The organism is Vibrio sp. 2033 (genome assembly GCF_033339735.1).
This window is the reverse complement of the sequence record NZ_JAWOVC010000901.1, coordinates 1-506: the sequence shown is the minus strand read 5'-3', so window position 1 is coordinate 506 and position 506 is coordinate 1. Positions and strand designations below refer to the sequence as shown.

The 506-nt window shown below is 45.1% G+C and carries 1 protein-coding gene; it reads right to left on the bottom strand.

Features of this window, described 5'->3' with window-relative positions:
- A partial coding sequence (locus tag R7P74_RS29715; protein WP_318124341.1) for an AAA family ATPase occupies window positions 1-349 on the bottom strand: 349 nt, incomplete at its 3' end.
- Window positions 350-506: the final 157 nt, after the last annotated feature.

The window sequence follows — 506 nt, the reverse complement described above, 5'->3', positions numbered from 1 at the left end:
TTGCGGCTTGTACTTTGGCTGGCGCACGGTTGATTTCATCCGCAAGAATGAGTGAATTGAAAATCGGCCCAGATTGGAATGTGAACTCGCCCGTTTCTGGGCGGAAAATATCCGTACCGGTTAAATCGGCAGGCAGCAAATCTGGGGTGAACTGAATGCGATGGAAGTCGCCTTCTACGCAATCAGACAGTGATTTTACGGCGCGAGTTTTAGCAAGTCCCGGAGGACCCTCAACCAAAATATGCCCGTCAGCAAGAAGGGCGATCAACAGTTGTTTAACCAGATCATGCTGGCCAATGATCTGAGACTCTAAATAGTGCTGAAGAGTTTCGAAGTTAGATTTATGCATGCTTTGGACTCTCGATATCCATTTGATTTTCGTTTTGAGTATTGGTCATTGCCAATCAGGAAAAAGTTCCTGTTCGCTCTCGAAATTTATCTTTTCAATATTGGGGCAAAGAAAAGGATTGCAAGCGAAGAAAAGCGCTGAAAGTGCTTGAATGACA